Raw genomic sequence first — 18006 nt, 5'->3', positions numbered from 1 at the left:
TGCCACGGCGCCTACACTCGCCCCGTCTCGTGCGCCCCCGGTGCGCGCTGCGGGTGCGCTGTGGTGCTGTCGCGTCCGCCTCCGCCGGAATACGGCTGGATGCGGTCCGCGGCTTCGCAGTAGACTTACGCCTTGTCGTCATCCGCGGTCTTCCGCAGCCGCCGCACCCCCGCCCGCCCTGCCGAGCCCGGCGCCGGACGGTGCGCCGCCGCCCGTGGCGACAACCTCCCTCCCGGTGTGCCCCGGCGCGATCGCGCGACAAATCGCGCGCCGCGCCTCGTGCCGCACCGGCCGGTTTCCCTTTCTTCGTTTGGAGACTTACAGATGGCTAAAGCCCCCATGCGCGTCGCAGTGACCGGCGCCGCTGGCCAGATCGGCTACTCCCTGCTGTTCCGCATCGCCAACGGCGACATGCTCGGCAAAGACCAGCCGGTCATCCTGCAGCTGCTGGACCTGCCGCAGGCCCAGAACGCCGTCAAGGGCGTCGTGATGGAGCTGGAAGACTGCGCGTTCCCGCTGCTGGCCGGCGTGGTGATCACCGACGATCCCAAGGTCGCGTTCAAGGATGCCGACGTCGCGCTGCTGGTCGGCGCCCGTCCGCGCAGCAAGGGCATGGAGCGCAAGGACCTGCTCGAAGCGAACGCGCAGATCTTCACGGTGCAGGGCAAGGCGCTGGACGAAGTCGCCAGCCGCAACGTCAAGGTGCTGGTGGTCGGCAACCCGGCCAACACCAACGCCTACATCGCGATGAAGTCGGCACCGAACCTGCCGAAGGAAAACTTCACCGCGATGCTGCGCCTGGACCACAACCGCGCGCTGTCGCAGATCGCCGCCAAGACCGGCAAGCCGGTGTCGTCGATCGAGAAGCTGTTCGTCTGGGGCAACCACAGCCCGACCATGTACGCCGACTACCGCTACGCGACCGTCGACGGCCAGAGCGTCAAGGATCTGATCAACGACCACGCCTGGAACAACGACGTGTTCCTGCCGACCGTCGGCAAGCGCGGCGCCGCCATCATCGAGGCGCGCGGCTTGTCGTCGGCCGCGTCGGCCGCCAATGCGGCGATCGACCACGTGCGTGACTGGGTGCTCGGCTCGAACGGCAAGTGGGTCACGATGGGCATCCCGTCGGACGGCTCGTACGGCATTCCGCAGGACGTGATGTTCGGCTTCCCGGTCACCACGGCCAACGGCAAGTACGAACTGGTCAAGGGCCTCGAGATCGACGCCTACAGCCAGGAAAAGATCAACATCACGCTGAAGGAACTGGAAGAGGAACGCGCCGGCGTGCAGCACCTGCTGGGCTGATACCCTTCCCTTCGCCGCATGCGAAACCGGGGCACCGCATCGAACCATCGAAGCGGGCCCCGGTTTTTTGTTGGTCCCCGCGTAGGCGTACGTCCGATACCGGCCGCGCCGCCTTCGCTGTAAACGGGTGGTTCCGGCGTTTGCCGTCGTTGCCTTGCCTGTCGCAAGGCGGCACGGCGGACCAACCCGCTTTCCGCATTTTCCCGATTCCCTCTGACACCGTTAAAGACGAAGACGACGTGCATCCATCCGAAGTCTTGTTCCAGGGCGAAGCCGTACCGGTCCAGCTGCCGGTCTGCGACCACTATGCCGGCAGCGAGAAGCTGATGCGCAAATCGCTGGCGCTGCAGCAGGAGCTCGGCCCGGTGTTCGACCTGACCCTCGATTGCGAGGACGGCGCCGCGGTCGGCAGCGAGCGCGAACACGCGCAGCTGTGCGCGCAGCTGATCAACGGCCCGCTGAACCTGTTCAACCGCGTCGGCGTGCGCATCCACGACCCGGCGCACCCGAGCTGGGGCGACGACGTCGATATCCTGGTTGCCGGCGCCGGCGCCCGGCTAGCCTATGTGACGGTGCCCAAGGTCACCGACGTGGTCGAGGTCGCCCGCGTGACCGACCGCGTCAACCAGGCCGCGCGCGCGGCCGGCATCGCCCGCCATATCCCGATCCATGTGCTGATCGAAACCCACGCGGCGCTCGAGCAGGTGTTCCGCATCGCCTCGCTGGTGCAGGTCGAATGCCTGAGCTTCGGCCTGATGGATTTCGTCTCGGCGCATCACGGCGCGATTCCCGGCGAGGCGATGCGCTCGCCGCAGCAGTTCGAGCATCCGCTGGTGCGCCGCGCCATGCTGGAGATCGCGGCGGCCTGCCATCGCCACGGCAAGGTGCCGTCGCACAACGTCAGCACCGATATCCAGAACCCCGAGCGCGCCGGCGAGGACGCCCGCCGCGCCCGCGCCGAACTGGGCTTCCTGCGCAAATGGAGCATCCATCCGGCGCAGATCGGCCCGATCGTGCGGGCCTTCCAGCCGGGCCACGAGGAAATCGGCCTGGCCAGCGCGATCCTGCTGGCCGCGCACGAGAACAACTGGGCGCCGATCCGGCACCAGGGCGAACTGCACGACCGCGCCAGCTACCGTTACTACTGGGCGCTGCTGCAGCGTGCCCATGCGACCGGCGCCACGCTGCCGGCCAATGTGACGGAACTGTTTTTCGGCTGAGCCGGCTGCCGGGCCCACGACCGGAGCCATCGCAGCCCTCGCGAAAGACGGTGCGCCGGCGGTCCGGCAAATCGGAGAGAATAGCGGCGCCGCGTCCGGGTAGAACCCGGACGCGGCATGCCCGCAAGGCCAACAACAACAAGCGCGACAGCGCAGAATCCGCAGAATCAAACCTGCAATTTTTCCGCATCCACCCATCATCTCGAGGAAGTATCCGATGAAACACCTCCTGCTCGCCGCCTGCCTCGGCGTCTTCACGCTGTCGGCCGGCAGCGCCGCCATCGCCCAGGAAACCGCCAAGAAGGCCAGCACGGCCAAGAAGAGCGCCGCCAAACCGAAGGCCAAGGCCAGCAGCAAGAAACGCACGACCAAGGCCGCGGCCGCCGCGGCCCCGGTGGTACCGGAAGGCGAGAAGTGGCAGTGCGAACTGGGCAAGTCGCTGTACGTCGCCGGCAACATGCTGCGCGACGAAGTGATCACCGTGCACTGGGACGGCCGCAACCACCGCCTGCCGCGCCAGGCCACGGTGACCGGCGCCGACCGCTATTTCGACCCGCAATCGGGCCTGGACCTGGTGGTGATCCCGAGCAAGGCCATGCTGTTCGACCGCAACCACGGCCAGCGCCTGGCGGACGAGTGCCAGACCTCCGCGATGCTGGCCGGCGCCGCCGCGCCGACGCAGTCCGGCGCGCTGCGCGCCCCGGTGACCAAGCCGCTGCTGGTTGCGCCGTCGGCGCCGGCCCAGGGCAGCGAGCCCGGCGCGACCGCCCCGGCCGCTCCGGCCGCTCCGGCAGCGCCGGCCGCCGCGGCTCCGGCTGCCGGCGCCACCGAGCAGCAAGCGGCGCCGCGCCAGTAAGACGCGGCACCCGGCCCCGCGGGTGCCTGCCCGCGGGGCCACGCAGCACCACACCGAGGGGAAGTGTCGTGTCGGCAGCCAATCCGCATCTCCATCCGAATCTGCGTCCGGACCTCCGTCCGGACGCCCGTCCCGAGCCGGACGAGGTACTGGTCGACATTGCCGACTATGTGACCCGGTACCAGGTCAAGAGCGCCCTCGCCTACGACACTGCCCGCAACTGCCTGATCGATACGCTGGGCTGCGGCCTCGAGGCGCTGTCCTACCCCGCCTGCACCAAGCTGCTCGGCCCACTCGTGCCGGGTACCGTGGTGCCGCACGGCGCCCGGGTCCCCGGCACCCAGTTCCAGCTCGACCCGGTACAGGCCGCCTTCAACATCGGCACGATGATCCGCTGGCTGGACTTCAACGACACCTGGCTGGCGGCCGAATGGGGCCATCCGTCCGACAACCTCGGCGGCATCCTGGCCACCGCCGACTGGCTGTCGCGCCAGCGCGTCGCGGCCGGCAGAAAGCCGCTGACGATGAAGGACGTGCTGACCGCGATGATCAAGGCCCACGAGATCCAGGGCTGCATCGCGCTGGAGAACGCGTTCAACAAGGTCGGGCTCGATCATGTGGTGCTGGTCAAGGTCGCCTCGACCGCGGTGGTCGCGCAGATGCTGGGCCTGTCGCGCGACGAGATCGTCAATGCGCTGTCGCTGGCCTGGGTCGACGGCCAGAGCCTGCGCACCTACCGGCATGCGCCGAACACCGGCAGCCGCAAGAGCTGGGCGGCCGGCGATGCCACCAGCCGCGCGGTGCGGCTGGCGCTGATCGCCAGGACCGGCGAGATGGGGTATCCCTCGGTGCTGACGGCAAAGACCTGGGGCTTCTACGACGTGCTGTTCGGCGGCAAGCCGTTCCGCTTCCAGCGCCCGTACGGCTCCTACGTGATGGAAAACGTGCTGTTCAAGATCTCGTTCCCGGCCGAATTCCACGCCCAGACCGCGGTCGAAGCCGCGATGACGCTGCACGGGCTGCTGGACGGCATGGGCCGCGGCGCGGCCGAGATCCGGCGCGTGACCATCCGCACCCACGAGGCATGCCTGCGCATCATCGACAAGCAGGGGCCGCTGGCCAATCCGGCCGACCGCGACCACTGCATCCAGTACATGGTGGCGGTGCCGCTGCTGTTCGGCCGGCTGACCGCCGAGGATTACGAGGACAGTGTCGCCGCCGATCCGCGCATCGACGCGCTGCGCGAAAAGATCGTCTGCGTCGAGGATGCCGGCTTTACCGCCGACTATCACGATCCGGACAAGCGCTCGATCGCCAATGCGCTGACGGTGGAGCTGGCCGACGGCACGGTGCTGCCTGAGGTGGCGGTCGAATACCCGATCGGGCACCGGCGCCGCCGCGCGGACGGCATCCCGCTGCTGGTCGAGAAGTTCAGGACGAACCTGGCACGCCGCTTTCCGCCGAAACAGCAGCAGGCGATCCTCGACGTGTCGCTGGACCAGGCGGCGCTGGAGGCCATGCCGGTGCACGAGTACGTCGATCTGTACGTCATCTAGCGCCGTGAAAAGTCGTATCAGCCCCGGCGCGGCATCCTTGGGTTGCCCTTCGGTTACCGATCGGGCGTCTCGGGAAACCATCCCAAGATGTGATTTGTTCCGCTCTTTTACTGGTATAGCATGCGCAAAGCCCCAAGTGGCGTGCGGGTTGCCCGTGCCGGAGGTGACGCATAAAGTAATGCTGATGCCGTCACCCAGCACCGCGTTCTCCGCCATGGCCATCCGCCACGTGATGCCGACGCGCAGCAAAGCTCACACAACGTCCCGTACGAAGTCCGCACCAAGTCCCGCAAACAGCACCTCTTCGATTGGAGTCAGGCAATGCCCCACAACTTGAACGACACGCTCAAAGAATTCCAGATCGGCCCTTCCACCAAGGGACAGTTCTACTCGCTGCCGCAGCTGGGCAAGGCCCTGGGCGTCGCCGTCGAGCGCCTGCCGGTGTCGATCCGCCTGGTGCTCGAATCGGTGCTGCGCAACTGCGACGGCAAGAAGGTGACCGAGGAACACGTGCGCCAGCTGGCCAACTGGGACCCGAACGGCGCGCGCGTCGACGAGATCCCGTTCGTGGTTGCCCGCGTGGTGCTGCAGGACTTCACCGGCGTGCCGCTGCTCGCCGACCTGGCCGCGATGCGCAACGTGGCCGAGAAGATGGGCCAGAACCCGAAGAAGATCGAGCCGCTGGTGCCGGTCGACCTGGTGGTCGACCACTCGGTGCAGGTCGACCACTTCCGCGAGAAGAAGGCGCTGGACCTGAACATGCAGCTCGAATTCCAGCGCAACAACGAGCGCTACCAGTTCATGAAGTGGGGCATGCAGGCGTTCGACACCTTCGGCGTGGTGCAGCCCGGCTTCGGCATCGTGCACCAGGTCAATCTCGAATACCTGGCGCGCGGTGTCCACCAGAAGGAAGGCGTCTACTACCCGGACACGCTGGTCGGCACCGATTCGCACACGACGATGATCAACGGCATCGGCGTGGTCGGCTGGGGCGTCGGCGGCATCGAGGCCGAGGCAGGCATGCTGGGCCAGCCGGTCTACTTCCTGACCCCGGACGTGGTCGGCGTCGAACTGCAGGGCCGGCTGCGCGAAGGCGTCACCGCCACCGACCTGGTGCTGACGATCACCGAGATGCTGCGCCGCGAGAAGGTGGTGGGCAAGTTCGTCGAGTTCTTCGGCGAAGGCACCGCCAGCCTGTCGGTGCCGGACCGCGCCACCATCGGCAACATGTCGCCGGAGTACGGCGCGACCATGGGCTTCTTCCCGGTCGACGAGAAGACCATCGAGTATTTCCGCGGTACCGGCCGCACGCCCGAGGAGATCGCCGCGTTCGAGGCCTATTTCCGCGCGCAGCAGCTGTTCGGCGTGCCGCGCGCCGGCGAGATCGACTACACCAAGGTGCTGACGCTGGACCTGTCGACCGTCGCGCCGTCGCTGGCCGGCCCCAAGCGTCCGCAGGACCGGATCGAGATCGGCAACGTCAAGCAGACCTTCGCCGACCTGTTCAGCAAGCCGGTCGCCGAGAACGGCTTCAGCAAGGACCCGGCCGACCTGGAGCGCGTCTACAAGACCTCGGACGGCATTTCGGTGCGCAACGGCGACGTGCTGATCGCGGCGATCACCTCGTGCACCAACACGTCGAACCCCAGCGTGATGCTGGCCGCCGGGCTGCTGGCCAAGAAGGCGGTGCAGGCGGGCCTGCACGTCGCGCCGCACATCAAGACGTCGCTCGCCCCCGGCAGCCGCGTGGTCACCGAATACCTGAAGGCCGCCGGCCTGCTGCCGTACCTGGAGAAGCTGGGCTTCGGCGTCACCGCCTACGGCTGCACCACCTGCATCGGCAATGCCGGCGACCTGACCCCGTCGCTGAACGAGGCCATCGTGCAGAACGACCTGGTGGCCGCCGCGGTGCTGTCCGGCAACCGCAACTTCGAGGCGCGCATCCATCCGAACATCCGCGCCAACTTCCTCGCCTCGCCGCCGCTGGTCGTGGCCTATGCGATCGCGGGCAATATCCTGTGCGACCTGATGACCGAGCCGCTGGGCAAGGGCAAGAACGGGCGCGACATCTATATCGGCGACATCTGGCCGACCTCGGACGAGGTCAACGCGCTGATGCGCTTCGCAATGGACGAGGAGACCTTCAAGGACAACTACGAGAAGGTCAAGAAGCCGAGCACGCTGTGGGGCAAGATCAAGGGCACCTCGGGCCAGGTCTACGACTGGCCGAAGTCGACCTATATCGCGCAGCCGCCGTTCTTCGAGAACTTCACGATGGAGCCGGACAGCGGCGCGCGCAGCATCCGCGGCGCCCGCGCGCTCGGCATCTTTGGCGACTCGGTGACCACCGACCATATCTCGCCCGCGGGCTCGATCAAGGACACCTCGCCGGCCGGCAAGTACCTGCTCGAGAACGGCGTGCTGAAGGCCGACTTCAACAGCTACGGCTCGCGCCGCGGCAACCATGAGGTGATGATGCGCGGCACCTTCGCCAACGTGCGCATCAAGAACCTGATGATCCCGCCGCGGGAAGATGGCACCCGCGTCGAGGGCGGCTACACGCTGTTCCAGCCGTCGGGCGAACAGCTGTCGATCTACGACGCGGCGATGCAGTACATCGCCGAAGGCACGCCGACCGTGGTGTTCGGCGGCGAGGAATACGGCACCGGCTCGTCGCGCGACTGGGCGGCAAAGGGCACGCAGCTGCTCGGCGTCAAGGCCGTGATCGCGCGCAGCTTCGAGCGGATCCACCGCTCGAACCTGGTCGGCATGGGCGTGCTGCCGCTGCAGTTCAAGGGCGAGGACAGCGCGCAGTCGCTGGGCCTGACCGGCACCGAGACCTTCGATATCGAAGGCATCGAGGGCGAACTGCGCCCGCAGCAGGACGTCACGCTGGTGATCCACCGCGACGGCGGCCAGACCCAGCGCGTGCCGCTGCTGCTGCGTATCGACACGCCGATCGAGGTCGACTACTTCAACCACGGCGGCATCCTGCCGTTCGTGCTGCGGCAGCTGCTGGTGGCTTAGTCGCTGCTCAGGCGCCGCGCCATGGCCCCGGGTCCGGTGCGACCGGGCGCCATGGCCGTGTCATGAATCTGTCATGGCTCCAGCGCGCACGTATGTAAGTTCCACGCAAGGCTGCGCTGCCACACTCGGTCTCATTCGTAGAACAGCGCGGCCCCGCTCCAGGGGCCGCCATCGAGACTTAGGAGACAAGCATGGCCAAGATCCTGATCGCCTTTATCGTCATCGCCGGCGCCGCCCTGATGCTGCTGATGCAGGGAGGCGGCGACGTCTCGATGGGCGGCGAGCAGCACGGCGCCGAAACCCACGCACCGGCCTCGGGCGAGACCGCGACCCAGAAGTGACCCGGCGGCCCTGACGGGCCCGAATCCCAGGCGGACACCGTTCCGAGGCGTCACACTTGCGCCGGACAGGCGCCGGACGCCGACACGCCGCCCCAGCGGCACATGGCCGATCCATCAGGGTTTGCCCATGCGTTCGCTGGGCCGTGTCAACGCAACGAGTAGAATACCGTTTTACCGAAAAACGGATGAACTCAGCATATGGCAGGTTTTCGCCCCAAGGCCTCTCAACGACTGTCGCCGGACGCCGAGCGTCTGGTCGCCGACGCGCTCGCGCTCGACGCGTCCGGTAGCCGCATGGAGGACGCGTATTGGGAACGGCGCCTATCGCAACGCCTGGGCCGGCTGCTGAAAAACGGCAGCCAGTCCGCGCTGGACGCCGCGCTCGAGCATCTGTTCAAGCACAACGTCGACGCCTCCGACGTGCTCGCCGAGCAGGCCGAGACGCTGGCCGAATCCGCCACGGTCGAGATCGACGGCGTGCGTTACGACGCGCTGCTGATCGCGGCGCCGATCCTGGCCCACACCCGCTACGCGATTCCGTCCGGCGCGCTCAAGCCCGAGCAGGCGCAGACGCTGGCCGTGCACCTGCAGGCGCATGTGGTGGCCTCCAACGCCCGCATGGCGCTGTCGCCCTATCTGTACAGCATCGACCAGCTGCCGCGCACCCATAGCGACACCTTCGCGCTGACCCACAAGCTGATCTCGGCCGCGCTGGCCGGCGTCGCGCCCAAGGTCGACCTGCGCGACCTGCCGGAGACGGCGCCCATCCTGGCCGACCCGCGCTATCTGCTGGCGGTGGTCGTCGCCGAGCACGAGCAGCCGCTGTTCCGCTGGCAGGAAGAGTCGAAAGAACACCACGCGGAGCGCTCGGTCTGCCTCGAGCAATGGCGCACGCAGGTCCAGCCCTCGCTGGCGCTGCTGCTGCCCGGCTGCGAGTTCGAGTTGCTGCTGCCCGACGCCTTCTTCCTGTCGTGCCGCGAGTCGGACAAGAGCATCCGTCCGCTGACGGTGCGCGCCGCGGTCAACTATCTGTGCGGCACGCTCGATATCACCGCGGGCCAGCTGGCGGCGGTGACCGCGGCATTCGGCGAGGACGAGGTCGAGGAATACCGCGTCGCGTTCACGATGCGCGGCGAGAAGGACGTGATCTACGGCATCGTCTGGCCGGTCTACGGCCGCGAGTCGGGCGAGATCGACGACAGCGGGCAAGGCAATCCGCTCGAGCAGATCTGCGAGGAGCTGCGCAACGCCGGCGTCGACGATATCTTTCGCCACGCCTCGCTGTTCGATCCCGAATACTGCGAGGACTGCGGCACGCCGCTGTACGCCGACCGCTCCGGCGAGATCGTACACGCCGAGCTGCCCGAGGACGCGCCGACGCAGCAGCCGCTGTTCCATTGAGGTTTCGCCCGTCGTCCCCGCGCAGCAGGGGACCCAGCGTCTTGCGAACCACTGCAGTCACTGGATCCCCGCTTTCGGGGAGACGACAGACAGGTCCACGGCCCGCAGCGATGCGGGCCGTTTTCATTGGGGCGCCGGTCCCTCGCTGACGCAGCGCCACAGCGGATGGCCCGAGGCCTGGTACTTGCGTTCGAACGGCGTCATCGGTGGCTCGGGATGCCACGGCTCGGTACGGGCAGGCCTGCCGACCAGCGCCAGCGCCGCGGCGAATTCGTCGATATAGATCGGCCAGTTGCTGCGGCACTCCAGATAGTCACCGCAGGCGGCCAGCGCGGGGAACACCGCATGGCCATGCCAGCGCCGCCCCAGGTGCCCGATCTTCGGCCACGGATTCGGATACAGCACGTAGTGGCGCGCCACCGCGATGCGGTCGCGCTGCAGCAGGCGCCAGACGTCGACCAGATCGGCGCGGGCCCAGACGTAGTTGTCGGGCAGCGCGCCCTGCCACCAGTCCTTGCCGGCCGTCAGCCGCTTCTCCGACTGATCCACGCCGATGACGAAGTGGTCGGGATGCGCCTGTGCCAGCCGCAGCGTGCTTTCGCCGACGCCGCAGCCGGCATCGAGAATCAGCGGCGCCCCGCCGGCGGCCTGCCAGCTGGCCAGCGCCGCGTCCAGCGCGCGCCGGCTGACCTCGCCGATCGGCTTGCGGAACGGCTCGGCGAGATGGCGGGCGACACGGGTGGCGAGCTGCTGGTGGGCATCGGTCTGGGCCGATGCGATCGGGCGGGAGTTGGCGAACATGGGCGCGATTCTACCGGGGGCGATTCCGCCCGGCGCGATTCGCCGAGCCCCATTGGCGCCCGCGCTCGCCATAAGCATATGACGCACGCATCGCACGCGGCCCGCCATTTATCGGCACAATGCGCATCAAAGCCATCCGCGAACCCGCCTGCCCGCCTCGGCCGCAGCAGCAGCAACAGCACACCAGCAGCCACCGCGCAGGCCCGTACCAGGAGCCAAGCAACGATGCCGCACCGCCAACGCCCCCTTCACCCGTTTCGCCAGACCACCCCTGCCCTGCCATCGCGCCGCGGCTGGCTGCAGGCCAGCGCCGCGCTGCTGGCCACGCTCGGTGCCAGCGCGGCCTTCACGCTGCTGCCCGCCGGCGCCGCGCAGGCCGAGGACCTGCGCATCGGCCTGGCGGCCGACGTCACGTCGATGGACCCGCACTGGAACAACGCGGGGCCCAACAACGCGATCGCACTGCATATCTTCGAATCGCTGGTGTTCATGGACAAGAACGCCCGCTACATCCCGGGGCTCGCGCTGTCGTGGAAGCCGATCGACGCGACCACCTGGGAAATCAAGCTGCGTCCCAACGTCAAGTGGCACGACGGCTCGCCCTTCACCAGCGAGGACGTCAAGGCGTCGCTGCAGCGTCCCGAGAAGCTGACCAACGCGCCGGGCTCGTTCACCAGCTACACCAAGCCGATCGCGCGAATCGACACGCCGGACCCGCTGACGGTGCGGCTGACGATGAACGTGCGCAACTACGCCAACCTCGCCAACGACCTGAACAGCGTGTCGATCATGCCCAAGCGCATCGCGGCGACGCTGAACCAGACGGACTTCGACAGCGGCAAGGCGATGATCGGCACCGGGCCGTTCAAGTTCGTCCGCTTCGCGCGCGGCAGCGAGATCGTGATGGAGCGCAATCCGGACTACTGGGGCCCGAAACCCGAGTGGGACCGCGCGGTGTTCCGCATCATCACCGACAGCGGCGCGCGCACCTCGGCGCTGCTGGCCGGCGATGTCGACGTGATCGAGAGCGTGCCGTCGGCCGACGTGGCGAAGCTGAAGAAGGACGCACGCTTTCGCATCGAGCAGCAGGTCTCGTGGCGCACGATCTTCTGGCAGATGGACCAGTCGCGCGACAACCCGCCTTATGTGACCGACCGCGCCGGCAAGCCGCTCGGCAAGAACCCGTTCAAGGACGCGCGCGTGCGCGCCGCGATCAGCCACGCGCTGAACCGCGACGCGATCGTCTCGCGCATCATGGAGGGCCTGGCGGTGCCCGCCTCGTCGATCGTCTCGCCGCAGATCTTCGGCCATCCGGGCACCAAGCCCGACGCCTACGATCCGCAGCGCGCCAGGCAGCTGCTGGCTCAGGCCGGCTACCCGGACGGCTTCGGCCTGACGCTGCATGCGACCAACAACCGCTACCTGAACGACGCGCAGGTGGCGCAGGCCACCGCCAGCATGCTGACGCGCATCGGCATCCAGACCAAGGTGGAGACCATGCCGGTGGCGGCCTACTTCACGCGCGCGCGCCAGGGCGATTTCTCGTTCCAGATGCTGGGTTGGGGCTCGGCCGCGGCCGACGTCGCGCTGCGCTCGATCACCGGCACGCCCGATCCCAAGACCGGCTATGGCACGTGGAACTGGGGGCGCTACAGCAATCCGCAGCTGGACAAGCTGATCGAGACCTCGCTGACCACGATCAGCAGCGACAAGGCGCGCGAGGAGAACGCCCGCACCGCCGCCAAATTCGCACTGGCCGACCACGCCATCATTCCGTCGCACAGCCAGCTGGCGATGTGGGCGATGCGCAAGGGCATCCGCTACGAAGCGCGCACCGACGAATGGTCGCTGGCGCAGTTCTTCCGCAAGGAATAGCGACAGATAGCGCCCGAATCGGGCTAGGGGCTCCCCTCTCCCGCGCGCGGGAGAGGGGTTGGGGGAGAGGGCAACGGCGGTCCCGACACCGCCGCGCTCGAAAACCACCTCCCTCTCCCCAGCCCTCTCCCCCTGAGGGGGAGAGGGAGAACACCACGGCCGGCAATATAGTCCGCCTAGATCCTCAACCGCTCCTCCTGCCGCGCATTCGCCCTGCGCAAGCCCTTGACCCACTGGCGCGCCGGCAGGCCCGTCGCTTCCTGCACCACGCGCGCGCGCTGGTCCAGCGTTTCCCAATCGATGTCGATCGCCGGCCCATTGAAGGCCAGCGCGATGACGTTGCCGTCGTGCACCTCGGGAAACACCAGCACGCGATCGTCGAACGCCTCGCAGATCCGCACGATGTTCTTCGGAAAGCTGTCGTGGTCGCCGAACAGGTTGATCGTCATCACGCCGGGGTCCTTCAGCACGCGCCGGCAGGCCTTGTAGAACGCCGTGGTGTCGAGCACCGGCCCGCGCGCGGTGGCGTCGTACAGGTCGACCTGCAGCACGTCGTGCGCGCCGGTGCTGGCGGGGTCCATCACATAGTCCCAGGCGTCCTGTTCGCGCACGGTCAGCCGCGCGTCGTTCTCGCGCAGGCCGAACATGCTGCGGCCCGCGACGATCACGGCGGGATTGAGCTCCACCGCGGTGACGCGCGCGCTGGCGAAATGCCGATGGCAGAACTTCGTCAGCGAGGCCGCGCCGAGACCCAGCTGCGCGATATGGAAATCGCGCTGCGACGGCGACAGGAACAGCAGCCAGGCCATCATCTGCTGCGCGTATTCGAGCTCGATCGCATCGGGCTTGCGCAGCCGCATCGCGCCCTGCACCCACTCGGTGCCGAAATGCAGATAGCGCACGCCATTCCATTCGGAGAAGGTCACCGGCGCAAAGCGCGGCGTCATCCGTTTTTCGTCGTTGCGCAGATCACGGTCGGCGGCCGTGTCGCGATCGTGGCGGCGCGCGGCGCGCTCGCGTTCGCCGCGCGCGGGGCGGCGCGAAGCCACGGCTTCGATCGATTTTCTTTTCAACAGGGTCATGGGTCGGCAATGCGGTCGGCAATGCGGTCCGCAACGCAGTCAGCAATGCGGCGGGCTACGGAAAGACCGCCCCATTCGAAGAGGCGGTCCGGCGTCAATCACGGCCGCGATTGTGACAGAAGCGCGCGCCACAGCTCCAGTTTCTGCTCGAAGGTGCGCGCGGCATGGGCGGGGCTCGACGAGGGGAGCACCACGGTCTCGTAGCCGGCCGCGGCGAATTGCGGCGCGAAGCGGCCCGAGGTGCCGCCGTTGAAGCCGACGCGGCGCAGCGCCGGCGCCAGCTGCCGCAGGCGCTCGAAATCGTTGGCCTGCGGATGGCGGATATTGGAATCGAGGCTGCCGGGCCGCACGCAGGCGCCCAGCACGTCCCAGATGCCGACGCGATGCGCCAGCACGCGCGTCAGCCGCTCGGCATAGGGCAGCTCGGGCAGCGGTTCGCCGAGCAGCGCGCCGAGCAGCGGCCAGAACTGGTTGCGCGGATGCGCGTAGTACTGGCGCGCGGCCAGCGACGCGGCGCCGGGGAAGCTGCCGAGGATCAGCACGCGGGTATGGCGGTCGATCACCGGCGGCAGGCCTTGCTGCAGGTCTGGCGGCGCCTCTGGCGACGCCGCCGACGGTACCACCCGGGGCACGCCGCGCCTGGCCGGCATCAGGCCAGCAGCTTGTTGATCCGCTGCACGTAGGCCGCGGGGTCTTCCAGCATGCCGCCCTCGGCCAGCAGCGCCTGGTCGAACAGCACGTGCACGCGGTCGGCGAACGCATCGCCCTCGGCTCCCGCATCGGCACCGGCCAGCTGACGCAGCTTGCCGACCAGCGCGTGCGACGGGTTCAGCTCGAGGATCGGCTTGGTCTGCGGCGCCTTCTGGCCGGCCTGCTTCAGCAGCCGCTGCAGATAGCCGCTGATCTCGCCCTCGTCCGACACCAGGCACGAGGCCGAATCGGTCAGGCGCAGCGTCACGCGCACGTCCTTGGCCTTGTCGACCAGCACCTCCTTTGCGCGCGTCAGCACGTCCTTCCATTCGTCCTCGGCCTTCTGCTGCTCGGCCTTTTCCTCTTCGTCGGCCAGCGCGCCCAGGTCCAGGCCGCCGCGCGCCACCGACACCAGCTCCTTGCCGTCGAACTCGTTCAGGAAGGACAGCATCCATTCGTCGACGCGATCGGTCAGCAGCAGCACCTCGATGCCCTTCTTGCGGAACACCTCCAGATGCGGGCTGGCCTTGGCGGCATTCCACGTGTCGGCGGTCACGTAGTAGATCTTGTCCTGCCCTTCCTTGATGCGGCCGACATAGTCGGCCAGCGACACGGTCTGCTCGGCCGAATCCTGATGGGTCGAGGCGAAGCGCAGCAGCCTGGCGAGGCGCTCCTGGTTCGCGGTGTCCTCGCCCAGGCCCTCCTTGAGCACCTGGCCGAACTGCTGCCAGAAGCTGGCGTACTTGTCGCGCTCGGCCTGGTCCTCGCTGTCGGCCATCGCTTCGAGCATCGACAGCACGCGCTTGGTGCTGCCTTCGCGGATCGCCTTGACGTCGCGGCTTTCCTGCAGCAGCTCGCGCGACACGTTCAGCGGCAGGTCGGACGAATCGATCACGCCCTTGACGAAGCGCAGGTAGTTCGGCAGCAGCTGCTCGGCGTCGTCCATGATGAAGACGCGCTTGACGTACAGCTTCAGGCCGCCGCGATGGTTGCGGTCCCACAGGTCGAACGGCGCGCGCGCCGGGATGTACAGCAGCTGCGTGTATTCGTTGCGCCCTTCGACGCGGTTGTGCGTCCATGCCAGCGGCTTCTCGTGGTCGTGCGCGATGTGCTGGTAGAAGGCGACGTACTGCTCCTCGGTGATGTCGCTCTTGGCGCGGGTCCACAGCGCGCTGGCCTGGTTGACGCTCTCCCACTCGTCGGTGCGCTTGTACGCGCTGGTGTCGGCGTCCCAGACCTCCTTGGGCATGCGGATCGGCAGCGAGATATGGTCGGAGTACTTGCGGATGATGTCCTTGATCTTCCACGCCGACAGGAAGTCGTCCTCGCCCTCGCGCAGATGCAGCGTGATCGCGGTGCCGCGCTCGGCGCGCTCGATCGCATCGACGGTGAACTCGCCGTCGCCGCCGCTCTCCCAGCGCACCGCCTCCGAGGCGGGCACGCCCGCACGGCGGGTCTCGACGGTGACGCGGTCGGCGACGATGAAGGCCGAGTAGAAACCAACGCCGAACTGGCCGATCAGCGCGGCGTCCTTCTGCTGGTCGCCCGACAGCTGCTCGAAGAATTCCTTGGTACCCGAACGCGCGATCGTGCCCAGGTTGCGGATCGCCTCGTCGCGGCTCATGCCGATGCCGTTGTCGGTGATCGTGATGGTGCGGGCCTGGCTGTCGGTCTCGATGCGGATCGCCAGGTCGGCGTCGTTCTCGAGCAGCGCGGGATTGGCGATCGCCTCGAAGCGCAGCTTGTCGGTGGCATCCGAGGCGTTCGAGATCAGCTCGCGCAGGAAGATCTCCTTGTTGCTGTACAGGCTGTGGATCATCAGATGCAGCAGCTGCTTGACTTCCGCCTGGAAGCTCATCGTCTCGTGCGTGGCGTTCATGGTTCTCCTCGTCAATGGGTCCCGGCGCCGCCGCCGCGCAAAGGCGGCAGCGCCCATCGTTCAGTTCGGTGCGCCGCGGGCGGGTGGCATGGCGGCGCCGGTGGCGGCCAGATAGGGACGCCCCGGCGGATTTTCAAGTGGCAAGCCCGAAGCCCGGGTCAGCCCCGGTGCAGCCCCGGGCGGCCGGGGGCTATAGCCGGTCGAGCTGGCGCGCCAGGAAGTCCAGCATCTGCGGATCGTGGCCGCAGGCGACGTTGAAGCGCATCCAGCCGGATGGCAGCTGCGACGGCGAGAACAGGCTGCCGGGCGCGAAGAGATAGCCCTCCTCGTGTCCGGCGGTGGCGATCGCATTGGTATCGCGGCCGGTATCGGCCCACAGGTACATGCCGGCATGCTGGCCCGGAAACAGCGTCAGCCCGAGCTTCTCCAGCTCGTGCCGGGTCTCGTCGCGGGCGCGCTCGAGGCGGTTGCGCACGCGCTCGACGTGCTTGCGGTAGTGGCCCTCGGTCAGCACCTTGTACAGCACGCGCTCGTTGATCTCCGGCGTGGCCAGCCCGGCCAGCAGCTTGGCGTCGGTCAGGCTCTGCGCCAGTTCGGAACGCGCCGCGACGAAGCCGACCCGCAGGTTGGCTGCCAGCGTCTTGGAGAAGCTGCCGAGGTAGATCACGCGCTTGAGCTGGTCCAGGCTCGCCAGCCGCGTGGCAGGATGGCCGGGCGGGCACAGGTCGCAGTAGATGTCGTCCTCGACCACCAGGAAGTCGTACTGCTCGGCCAGCCGCAGCAGCTGGAAGGCCTTGGCGGCCGACAGCGAGGTGCCGGTCGGGTTGTGCAGCACCGAATTGAGGACCAGCAGCCGGGGACGGTGGGCCTGCACGATGCGCTCCAGCGCCTCGAGGTCGGGTCCCTCGGCCGTGTACGGCACGCCGATCACCTGCGCGCCCTGGGCGGCGAAGCGCGCGAACATCACGAACCAGGCGGGATCGCCGACCAGCACCGGATCGCCGGGCCGGACATAGAGCCGCGCGATCAGGTCCAGCGCCTGCGTGATGCCCGAGGTCAGCACGATCTGTTCGGGTGCGGCGCCGATCTCCAGCTCCGCCAAACGCGTGCGCAGCTGCTGGCGCAGCGGCAGGAAGCCCTCGGGCGTGCCGCTGGCCAGGAAATGGCTGCCCGGCTGGCGCGCCAGGCCGCGCAGCGCGCTGCCGATCAGCTCGCCATCGAGCCAGTCGTTGGGCAGGAAGCCCAGGCCCGGCGCCTTGCGCGGCTCGGCACGGTGGAACATGTTGCGCAGCAGCCAGGGCACGTCGATGTTGCGCGACGCATGCGGCGCCGTGGCGCCCTCGCTTGGCATGCCGGCGCCCAGGCCCGGGCCGATCGACGGCCCCCGCTCGCGCACGAAGAAGCCAGAGCCGCGCCGCGATTCGAGATAGCCCAGCGCGACCAGCCGGTCGTAGGCCTCGACCACGGTAAAGCGCGAGATGCCCTTGTCCTGCGCCAGCTGGCGGATCGACGGCATGCGCATGCCGGGGCGGAACACCCGCTCCTCGATCCGCATCCGCGCCCATTCGGTCAGTTGCCCGACCAGCGTCATCTGCGCCGAGGGCACCGGGTCGGGCAGGCTGTCGGCGGCCGACAGCTCGCCCGATGCCGGAGGGGCCGACGGCAACACCAGCCGCAGCGGACGGCGGGTGGCGGCACGGGCCGGCCTGCCGGCCGCCTCGTCCTTGCCCTGGCCGATCGCCTGCCCGGCCGGCGGCGTTTGCCCGGTCTCGCCGTGCGGCGACCCGGCCTGATTTCCTGTTTCCATGGACGGCCCCCGAAAACTGTACTGAGGATCAGCAGAATAACTGTATCGGTACTGTACCGACAACCTTGTCTAACATCGACACACGATAAAAGCCGGTCCGGCGTCACCCCGCGAACCGGTGCCGGCTGTCCGGCCGGCAAGGCCATGCCGGCACAGGCCGCCG

General features: G+C 68.2%; 13 protein-coding genes. 8 read left to right on the top strand and 5 right to left on the bottom strand.

Features of this window, described 5'->3' with window-relative positions:
- The first annotated feature begins 324 nt into the window (after positions 1 to 324).
- The 7 genes from M1D55_RS14280 to M1D55_RS14250 all read left to right on the top strand — a co-directional run bounded on the left by M1D55_RS14280 (position 325) and on the right by M1D55_RS14250 (position 9709).
- On the top strand, positions 325 to 1308 hold the full coding sequence (locus M1D55_RS14280) for a malate dehydrogenase (protein WP_006578853.1): 984 nt from the start codon (positions 325 to 327) through the stop codon (positions 1306 to 1308).
- 239 nt (positions 1309 to 1547) lie between these two features.
- The gene (locus M1D55_RS14275) at positions 1548 to 2528 is read left to right on the top strand and encodes an HpcH/HpaI aldolase/citrate lyase family protein (RefSeq protein ID WP_006578854.1); all 981 of its coding nucleotides are present in this window, start codon (positions 1548 to 1550) and stop codon (positions 2526 to 2528) included.
- Positions 2529 to 2745: 217 nt separating this feature from the next.
- Positions 2746 to 3384: a hypothetical protein gene (locus M1D55_RS14270; protein ID WP_064575920.1), complete on the top strand. Its 639-nt coding sequence runs from the start codon at positions 2746 to 2748 to the stop codon at positions 3382 to 3384.
- 101 nt (positions 3385 to 3485) lie between these two features.
- The gene (locus tag M1D55_RS14265) at positions 3486 to 4940 is read left to right on the top strand and encodes a bifunctional 2-methylcitrate dehydratase/aconitate hydratase (protein WP_456282709.1); all 1455 of its coding nucleotides are present in this window, start codon (positions 3486 to 3488) and stop codon (positions 4938 to 4940) included.
- A 321-nt stretch (positions 4941 to 5261) separates the two neighbouring features.
- A complete protein-coding gene (gene acnA, locus M1D55_RS14260; protein ID WP_064575918.1) occupies positions 5262 to 7967 on the top strand; it encodes an aconitate hydratase AcnA in 2706 nt (901 codons plus the stop codon).
- Between the two features lie 191 nt (positions 7968 to 8158).
- The gene (locus M1D55_RS14255; protein WP_023264052.1) at positions 8159 to 8308 is read left to right on the top strand and encodes a hypothetical protein; all 150 of its coding nucleotides are present in this window, start codon (positions 8159 to 8161) and stop codon (positions 8306 to 8308) included.
- A gap of 198 nt (positions 8309 to 8506) precedes the next feature.
- On the top strand, positions 8507 to 9709 hold the full coding sequence (locus M1D55_RS14250; RefSeq protein WP_006579014.1) for a DUF2863 family protein: 1203 nt from the start codon (positions 8507 to 8509) through the stop codon (positions 9707 to 9709).
- Between the two features lie 123 nt (positions 9710 to 9832).
- Here M1D55_RS14250 and trmB read toward each other — a convergent pair whose 3' ends face one another.
- The gene (trmB, locus tag M1D55_RS14245; RefSeq protein WP_456282443.1) at positions 9833 to 10510 is read right to left on the bottom strand and encodes a tRNA (guanine(46)-N(7))-methyltransferase TrmB; all 678 of its coding nucleotides are present in this window, start codon (positions 10508 to 10510) and stop codon (positions 9833 to 9835) included.
- A 225-nt stretch (positions 10511 to 10735) separates the two neighbouring features.
- On the opposite strand from trmB, the gene M1D55_RS14240 reads away from it, so the two are divergent.
- Positions 10736 to 12385, top strand: a complete 1650-nt coding sequence (locus M1D55_RS14240) for an ABC transporter substrate-binding protein (RefSeq protein WP_456282442.1) — start codon at positions 10736 to 10738, stop codon at positions 12383 to 12385.
- Positions 12386 to 12561: 176 nt separating this feature from the next.
- On the opposite strand, the gene M1D55_RS14235 is transcribed toward M1D55_RS14240, so the two are convergent.
- The 4 genes from M1D55_RS14235 to M1D55_RS14220 form a co-directional block, all read right to left on the bottom strand.
- Positions 12562 to 13467, bottom strand: a complete 906-nt coding sequence (locus M1D55_RS14235) for a spermine/spermidine synthase domain-containing protein (protein WP_064575914.1) — start codon at positions 13465 to 13467, stop codon at positions 12562 to 12564.
- Positions 13468 to 13565: 98 nt separating this feature from the next.
- On the bottom strand, positions 13566 to 14117 hold the full coding sequence (locus tag M1D55_RS14230; protein ID WP_232205863.1) for a DNA-deoxyinosine glycosylase: 552 nt from the start codon (positions 14115 to 14117) through the stop codon (positions 13566 to 13568).
- Entirely contained in the window at positions 14117 to 16036 is a 1920-nt protein-coding gene (gene htpG, locus M1D55_RS14225; RefSeq protein WP_456282441.1) for a molecular chaperone HtpG, read from the bottom strand. Before htpG ends, M1D55_RS14230 begins: the two co-directional genes overlap by 1 nt.
- A 190-nt stretch (positions 16037 to 16226) precedes the next feature.
- A complete protein-coding gene (locus M1D55_RS14220) occupies positions 16227 to 17843 on the bottom strand; it encodes an aminotransferase-like domain-containing protein (RefSeq protein WP_456282440.1) in 1617 nt (538 codons plus the stop codon).
- Positions 17844 to 18006: the final 163 nt, after the last annotated feature.

The organism is Cupriavidus sp. JZ107, assembly GCF_053903255.1.
This window is presented reverse-complemented; position numbering and strand designations above follow the sequence as displayed.